7 protein-coding genes are annotated in these 7,335 nt (G+C 44.3%); 3 read left to right on the top strand and 4 right to left on the bottom strand.

Annotated features, from left to right (window positions below):
• The first annotated feature begins 62 nt into the window (after positions 1-62).
• Positions 63-1,358, top strand: a complete 1,296-nt coding sequence (locus P5683_RS03830; RefSeq protein WP_035759831.1) for a glucose-1-phosphate adenylyltransferase — start codon at positions 63-65, stop codon at positions 1,356-1,358.
• Positions 1,359-1,444: 86 nt separating this feature from the next.
• A complete protein-coding gene (locus tag P5683_RS03825; RefSeq protein WP_006621304.1) occupies positions 1,445-1,909 on the top strand; it encodes an AAA family ATPase in 465 nt (154 codons plus the stop codon).
• A gap of 31 nt (positions 1,910-1,940) precedes the next feature.
• Here the strand turns inward: P5683_RS03825 and P5683_RS03820 are convergent, their stop codons facing one another.
• From P5683_RS03820 to P5683_RS03810, 3 genes are all read right to left on the bottom strand, one after another.
• The gene (locus tag P5683_RS03820) at positions 1,941-2,567 is read right to left on the bottom strand and encodes a transposase (protein WP_315642061.1); all 627 of its coding nucleotides are present in this window, start codon (positions 2,565-2,567) and stop codon (positions 1,941-1,943) included.
• A 29-nt stretch (positions 2,568-2,596) separates the two neighbouring features.
• Positions 2,597-2,977: a hypothetical protein gene (locus P5683_RS03815; protein ID WP_006670286.1), complete on the bottom strand. Its 381-nt coding sequence runs from the start codon at positions 2,975-2,977 to the stop codon at positions 2,597-2,599.
• A gap of 64 nt (positions 2,978-3,041) precedes the next feature.
• The gene (locus tag P5683_RS03810) at positions 3,042-3,629 is read right to left on the bottom strand and encodes an IS607 family transposase (protein ID WP_315641749.1); all 588 of its coding nucleotides are present in this window, start codon (positions 3,627-3,629) and stop codon (positions 3,042-3,044) included.
• Between the two features lie 186 nt (positions 3,630-3,815).
• On the opposite strand from P5683_RS03810, the gene P5683_RS03805 reads away from it, so the two are divergent.
• On the top strand, positions 3,816-4,808 hold the full coding sequence (locus P5683_RS03805; RefSeq protein WP_006621307.1) for a DnaJ C-terminal domain-containing protein: 993 nt from the start codon (positions 3,816-3,818) through the stop codon (positions 4,806-4,808).
• Between the two features lie 428 nt (positions 4,809-5,236).
• On the opposite strand, the gene P5683_RS03800 is transcribed toward P5683_RS03805, so the two are convergent.
• Positions 5,237-7,335 (bottom strand): Calx-beta domain-containing protein (locus P5683_RS03800; RefSeq protein ID WP_315669416.1); only part of this gene is annotated, 2,099 nt, incomplete at its 5' end.

Below are 7,335 nucleotides of genomic sequence, written 5' to 3'. Positions count from 1 at the left end.
TTATCGTCGCATTGTCCGGGAACAACCGGAAAAATGTCGCGTAAATGTATCAGGTAATTGAAGTGAAACAAGTATTAGCAGTAATTCTAGGTGGCGGTGCGGGCACCCGTTTGTACCCCCTAACCAAAATGCGAGCCAAACCCGCTGTTCCTTTAGCCGGTAAGTACCGTTTGATCGATATTCCGATCAGTAACTGTATAAACTCAGAAATTCTGAAAATCTATATCCTGACCCAGTTTAACTCAGCATCCCTTAACCGTCATATTGCCCGAACCTACAACTTTTCTGGCTTTACAGATGGCTTTGCGGAAGTCCTCGCCGCACAACAAACCAGTGTGACTAACCCCCAATGGTTTCAGGGAACTGCTGATGCAGTGCGCCAATATCTATGGCTCATGGAAGAATGGGATGTTGAACATTTCCTAATTCTGTCCGGTGACCACCTGTACCGCATGGACTATCGGGATTTTGTCCAACGTCATATCGACACAGGGGCAGACATCACCCTATCAGTTTTACCCGTAGACGAAAAACGGGCTTCTGCTTTCGGTTTGATGAAGATTGACGAAAGCACTGGTCGGATTATCGATTTCAGCGAAAAACCCAAGGGAGAAGCCCTAAAACAAATGGCAGTGGATACCAGCAGTTTGGGGTTATCCCCCGAAGAGGCTGCCGAGTCGCCTTACATCGCTTCTATGGGCATCTACGTTTTTAAAAAGGATGTTTTATTTAAACTACTCAAGGATGCCCCAGATCAAACCGATTTTGGTAAGGAAGTGATTCCTGGTGCCGCTAAGGATCATAATGTTCAAGCCTATCTGTTTAACGATTACTGGGAAGATATCGGAACTATTGAGGCCTTTTTTGAAGCTAACTTGGCTTTGACTCAACAGCCACAACCTGCTTTTAGTTTCTACGACGAGAACGCTCCTATTTATACCCGTTCCCGCTACTTACCACCATCCAAGATGCTGGACTGTCAGATCACTGAATCTATTATTGCTGAGGGTTGCATTCTCAAGGAATGTCGCATTGATCATTCTGTGCTGGGGTTGCGCTCTCGTGTCGAGTCCGGTAGTCTCGTTGAAGACACCATGTTAATGGGGTCAGATTTCTATCAACCTTTTGCTGAACGTCAATATGGTTTAGAAAAAGGTAGCGTTCCTATCGGTATCGGTAACAACACTACTATCCGCCGGGCTATTGTCGATAAAAATGCTCGCATTGGTCGCCATGTCCAGATTATCAACAAGGACCATGTTCAGGAAGCAGAACGGGAAGAGGATGGCTTCTACATTCGCGGTGGAATAACCGTAATTTTGAAAAATGCCGTGATTCCAGATGGGACAATTATTTAGGTTTACCTTTTGGGTAGTTCTATGGTTGACTAAGGGAAAGGAGGCTATTTTAACCTTCCTATCATATAAACAATCTGCCCTAGTCCATGTCTAAAATTGTCTTGATTATAGGGCTTCCTGCTAGTGGGAAGTCCTTTATTGCTGAAAGGTTATCTCAAGGGTCGCACTTTCAGCGCTGGGTCTCCACTGATAGAATTCGCCAACGCTTATTTGGTGATGAGAGTATTCAAGGACCTTGGTTGTCAATCTGGGCTCAGGTTCGCGGGGAACTTCAACAGGCCGTTGCTGATATGGTTGATGTTATTTATGATGCAACTAATGTTCAACGCCGTCGCCGCCGAGATTTAATTGCTCAGGTCCGTGGTTTTGGTTTTCAGTCCGTGGTCGGATTATGGGTTAATACTCCCCTGGAGGTCTGTCTAGCACGCAATGAAAGGCGATCGCGTCAAGTTCCTGAAGGGGTGATTCTCCAAATGTATCGCCAACTTACTGACGCGCCTCCTACTCTTAGTGATGGGTTCGATCGCCTCCTTGAGATTCAAAATATATAAATATGCTGCTTTTCCTAGCATCCTGATTCATTTAAGCTGAACATTCCTGAACATTGATTGACCATGCTCGGACTGTAACTATAGCAATACCATCATTGCTGACAGTAAAGGAGGAATCCCTCAAAGCACGTAACATTATATTACGTGCGCCATTCGCATCTCTAGGTGTTTGACTACCACAGTGGGGACACTTATGTATCTTCGCACCACCTAGTTGGGCGTGGCGATGTCCACACGCTCCACAGGTTTTAGATGTGTGACTTTCGCCCACATCAAGCACCACGCAACCACGCTTTGCTGCTTGATGTTTCAGAATTAACTTAAATCGATAATGAGCCCAAGTCAGCATACTTCTGACTGTTTTAGATCTAATTTTTCTTCTTGACTTGGCTACCATTTGGGAGGACTCGAAGCGAGGAAGAAAAATTAATCCATAGTTATTAGTCAGATAATGAGCTGTTTTTTTGTGTACTTCATCAATTAAGTTCCGAATCTTTTCTCGAATCCGATTAGCCGCTTTTCTCATTGAACGGCGTTGTTTAGCACTTACCTTAGTTGAACGGCTAATTAAATTATATTCGTGTTGACATAATCTCACGATTCGTCCCATGTCACCATTGCCAATTTCAATGACTTTATCGCCGTCATATCCAGTCAAAAAGGTCCTGACACCCGGATCTAAGGCAATTATTTTTTTGAAGATGTATGACTTTTAATTACAGGTTCTGGAAAAACAGCGAACCATTTACCACGCCGATAAGTCAATTGAGTACCATAATCACATGGCTCTGGTATAGGTTCACTTGCCTTAAACTTCAGTGTTTTTGTGAATTTACTGTACCATGTTCCTTTGGTGAAATTGGAATTATTAAATTTGATGGTTTGGCGGGGGTCACGGATACTTCGGAATTGGGCATCACCACTCGCACTTATGGCTTGATGTGCGTCAAAGATAGCATTTTGTCTGATCTGGCAAGGCGTTTCTTTCACCCATTGAGGTAAATCGGATTGCATGACCAGATTTCGCAATTTCAGCTTACCAATCCGAGTTGTTGATTGACGCTGCATGGCGATGGCTTGGTTAAAACAATAACAACAAGCAGCCAGCCATTTTTTCCAAGTTTTTGCCAGTTCAGGACTGGGATAAATCCGGATCTTTTTTGATTGCAGATTTATACTTTCTGAGTCCGTCAAGTCGGCAACTGAAGATGTGAACAATGGCAAGGATGTCCTCAACCAATTCTCGCTCTGGGGATAAACCGTCTTGCTTGAGAACCACGATTTTTGTACCATCTTGTTCACACAACCAAGAGATGAGGTCAAACCCGAAACGGGCGAGTCTGTCTTTGTGGGCAACCACAATAAATCCGACATCGCCTTTACGGACTCGCTCCCAAATGGCTCTAAGTCCTTTTCTTTGGAAATTAAGACCACTGGCGATATCAGTGACGAGCTCGGCGTTGGGGTAGACCTCGAGTAACTTTGCAACTTGGCGCGCAAGGTCTGCTTTTTGTCCGCGACTTGAAACGCGGGCATAAGCGATAATTGCCCGTTGCGTTCTCTCGTTTGATGAGACCGTGTAGGAGGCAATATCATATCGTCTCTGCCCTGATGGTGTCCTGAGCGCTTGAATTTTGCCGTTTTTTTCCCATCTTCTTAAAGTATGTAAGCATACACCAAAGTATTGAGCCGTTTCACTCGGTGATGTATATTTCGGCATTTAGCTCGCTTGTTGTGTACTTATCTAGCTTAGACTGATTGTTGAGTATTGTCAAGCAATATTCAGTTAATTTGCTAACAGGACGTAACTCTGCTAGGCTGGATCGAATTAGAGTGAATTTTCAGACCCAAGTTATTGTGCGGACGCACCCAAAAGCACGAAATGAGAACAGTAGGAGAGTAGATAATGCCGACGACAGATTATAAAGATTACTATTCGGTTCTCGGCTTAACTAAAAATTCTAGCGCCGATGAGATTAAAAAAGCCTATCGCCGATTGGCTCGTAAATATCACCCAGATATGAATCCCGGTAATAAGGCTGCGGAGACCCGCTTTAAGGAGGTTAATGAGGCTTATGAGGTACTCTCTGACCCCGAAAAACGCCAAAAGTACGATCGCTTTGGTCAATATTGGCATCAAGCCGGAAACTCCGGTTGGTCGGGAACTACTAATAGTGCTAATAATCCTGATGTCAGTGGGTTTGATTTTAGCCAGTTTGCTAGTTTTGATGAGTTTATCAATAGTCTATTAGGACGCGCGGCGGGAAGTCCTGGGGGCGCTGGTAGTCGCTATTCCTATCGCACCAATCAGTCCAAATCACCCGGTTATGGTGGATTTGAGGATTTTACTTCTTCCTCTTCCTCTCCGGGTGGTTCTAATCTTGAGACTAAGGTGACATTGACTCTTAGTGAAGCCTTCCACGGTACTCAGCGCCGTATGGCTGGTGGTGAGGTTTCCATTCCGCCAGGGGTGAAGCCGGGAAGTAAGATTAGAATACGGGGACAAGGACAGGTTGATCCCTATACCCAGCAACGGGGAGATTTATATTTGATTGTCGATATTCAACCCCACAATTTTTTTAAGTTGGATGGCGATAATCTGATCTGCGAAATTCCCATAACTCCCGATGAGTTGGTTTTGGGAGCCTCTATTCAGGTTCCTACTCCTGATGGTATGGTCAAAATGAATATTCCCCCTGGGCTTCGGTCTGGACAGTCTCTCCGACTGAGGGGGAAAGGTTGGCCGAAACCAAAGGGCGGCGGACGTGGTGATCAGTTTGTCAAGTTATTGGTGGTGCCACCTGATGAACTTACTGCGCGCGAGCGTGAATATTATCAGAAAATTGCCGCTAACCGTACTTTTAATCCCCGTAGTAGTTTATCTTCCATCACTCTTTAGATAGTCAAAACTCTACAGCCTCAACTCGATTATAACTCGATTCTCCAAAGGCAAGGGACAACCGGGAAATTAATTAATAATTTTACTAACCATATCCCTCTGGGAGATGATCAACCCCCCCATATCAAGCCTAAGCTATGGGGGAATTGTTGACTATGAGATGCGATCGCTTTTTCAATCAACTTATGCTCACACAAGCACAAACCCTATATATCACATTTTAGGTAATTTGTCAACATCTCATCGGCAAAACTGATGGGCTAGTTTAGCCAGACAAAAACCTGGTTTATACCAGCTAAATTTACCTCTCATTTAAGGCTTTATCTGTTTGTTACTTCAATCAGATTAGGGTTAAATCATGAGGGTGTCAGACATTAATTAATAGTGCTGACATCACCTCATTTTCCCCCAATTTTACCTACTCTATACTAAACCCTCCAGGTAGCTAAGTAGGTATCATTTCCACCCAAAGCATTAGGGTTAATAGCTGTGGGAGTCGTGAAAACCTCAGGTTGAGTAACTGTGCCAAAAATCACGGCTTGACCATTGCGAACCGTAAAAGCATTAACAGTTCCTCTTGAGCCATTGTCACCAGGTTGGGTTAGTGGATTCCAGAATCTCCTGATTGTATAATCTGGAGAAAGTCCCAAAACCGCCATTTCTCCCAAGGTGTAGTTTCCTACTGGTTGACCGTTAATAGTTTTATCACCGCGATTTTGGAGTTGGAATGCGGAAGAACCACCAATATAGACCTGTCCAAATTCATCAGCGGTAATAGAGCTAGGGTTAAAACTATTAGCACCAGTGGCAGTGCGGGTAACAATAAATTGACCGCGTTCGATATCTCCGTTATTGGGATCTATTTTAGCATGGAAAGTAAAGGAACCAGCACCCGCGCCAGAAAAGCTATTAAATTGATCAACATTCACCATAGTTGATAGGTTTTGGGTGATGTCTTGACCATCCCTTTGAAAGACGTTATTTCCGCCATCGGTTTTTCCGAGGAAATAGAGTCCGCCATCTTGTCCAAAGGTAATTCGTTCTCCACGGGTATCAGCACCTAAATTCTGTCCGGTGATTTGAGAGGCGCTATAATCCCAGGTATTCCAGAGTTGATTTAATCCGGTATCAAAGGCGCGTAAAAATGGGGTTTGTAAGTTGCTAGTGACTTGATTAAATCCGGTGACAAAAATGCGATCGCCATTGGGGTCAATAGCAATATCTGCGGGACGGATATCAGTTCCTGTCAGGGTAGTAGTAGCCAGTTGGGTTCCTGTCGAACTCCACAGAGTCACGGTATCGCTACTATTAGTTAGGGTAGCAATAGTACCATTGTTAGCAATAGAAACTCGGTCAAAAATTCCCGTGTCTGACCACAAGATATTTGCCGCCGTACTATCATAAACCCGAATGCCAAAATCACCCACAGCCACGATTTCTCCACTGTCTCGGTCTACATCAAGATGTCGGACATTTCCTCCTAAGTTGGTAATTGATAAAGGTTCTGTATTTCCATCCTCCAAGCGTTTAATCTTACCCACACCGTCAAAGTTTCCAGCAATGATAATAGCCGAATCTACAGGAGAAATCACCGCCGCATTAGCACTATCATTTCCAGGTGTTCCTAGATAGGTTGCGCTTTCAAGTTGTAAGTTATTGGTAGAGTCATTATCAACAATGAACAGAGTAGCGGTTTCTTGGGTTCCCAAGTTCGCACTTCCTGTCAGGTTACTCAGACTCAGAATCACGGTTTCTGTTGGTTCAAAGATGTCATCATCAATAATAGGAATTGTGACGGTTTTCGGTGTGGTATCTCCATCGGCAAAAGTGATGGTAATGGGAGTATTAATATAGTCTTCCCCAGCGGTAGCTGTTCCATCAGTTTGGATGACATCAACACTAATTTCGCCAATACTTTCACCAGTTCGTATTACCGTAATTTCGGAGATAGGTGTACCATCTTCATTAACACTGAAAACGGCATCACTAAATTCGATAACTGACGGCTCTACATCGTCATCAATAATACTCAAGATTATTGAATCGCGATCGCCTAAAGTTAAACCACCAGTAGGATTACTCAGCACAATCCTAAATTGTTCCGTATCTTCTACTTGATTATCGTCGATAATCTGGATGTCAATATTTTGGATGGTTTCACCTGGAGAAAAAATTAGGGTTCCGCTACTAGCGATGTAATCTTCTCCGGCGATCGCTGTATCATCTACTGTCGCATAATCTACAGTTACTGTACTACTTGTGTCTCCTGTTCTTTCGACTGTAATTATAATATTACCGTCACTTTCAACAACTTCTATTTCCTCCATAGTAAACCCTACAACTGCAAGTTCGGGTTCCGGTTCTGGTTCAGGCTCCGGTTCCGGCTCCGGTTCAGGAGTCGGTTCGGGTTCGGGTTCCGGCTCTGGTTCTGGCTCCAGCTCCGGTTCTGGTTCGGGAGTTGGTTCAGGAGTCGGTTCGGGTTCGGGTTCCGGTTCCGGTTCTGGAGTTGGTTCCGGTTCTGGAGTTG

It is taken from the genome of Limnospira sp. PMC 1279.21 (assembly GCF_032349615.1).
Lineage (GTDB): Bacteria > Cyanobacteriota > Cyanobacteriia > Cyanobacteriales > Microcoleaceae > Limnospira > Limnospira fusiformis.
Note: the sequence above shows the minus strand (reverse complement) of the source record. Positions and strands in the feature narration are given on the sequence as shown.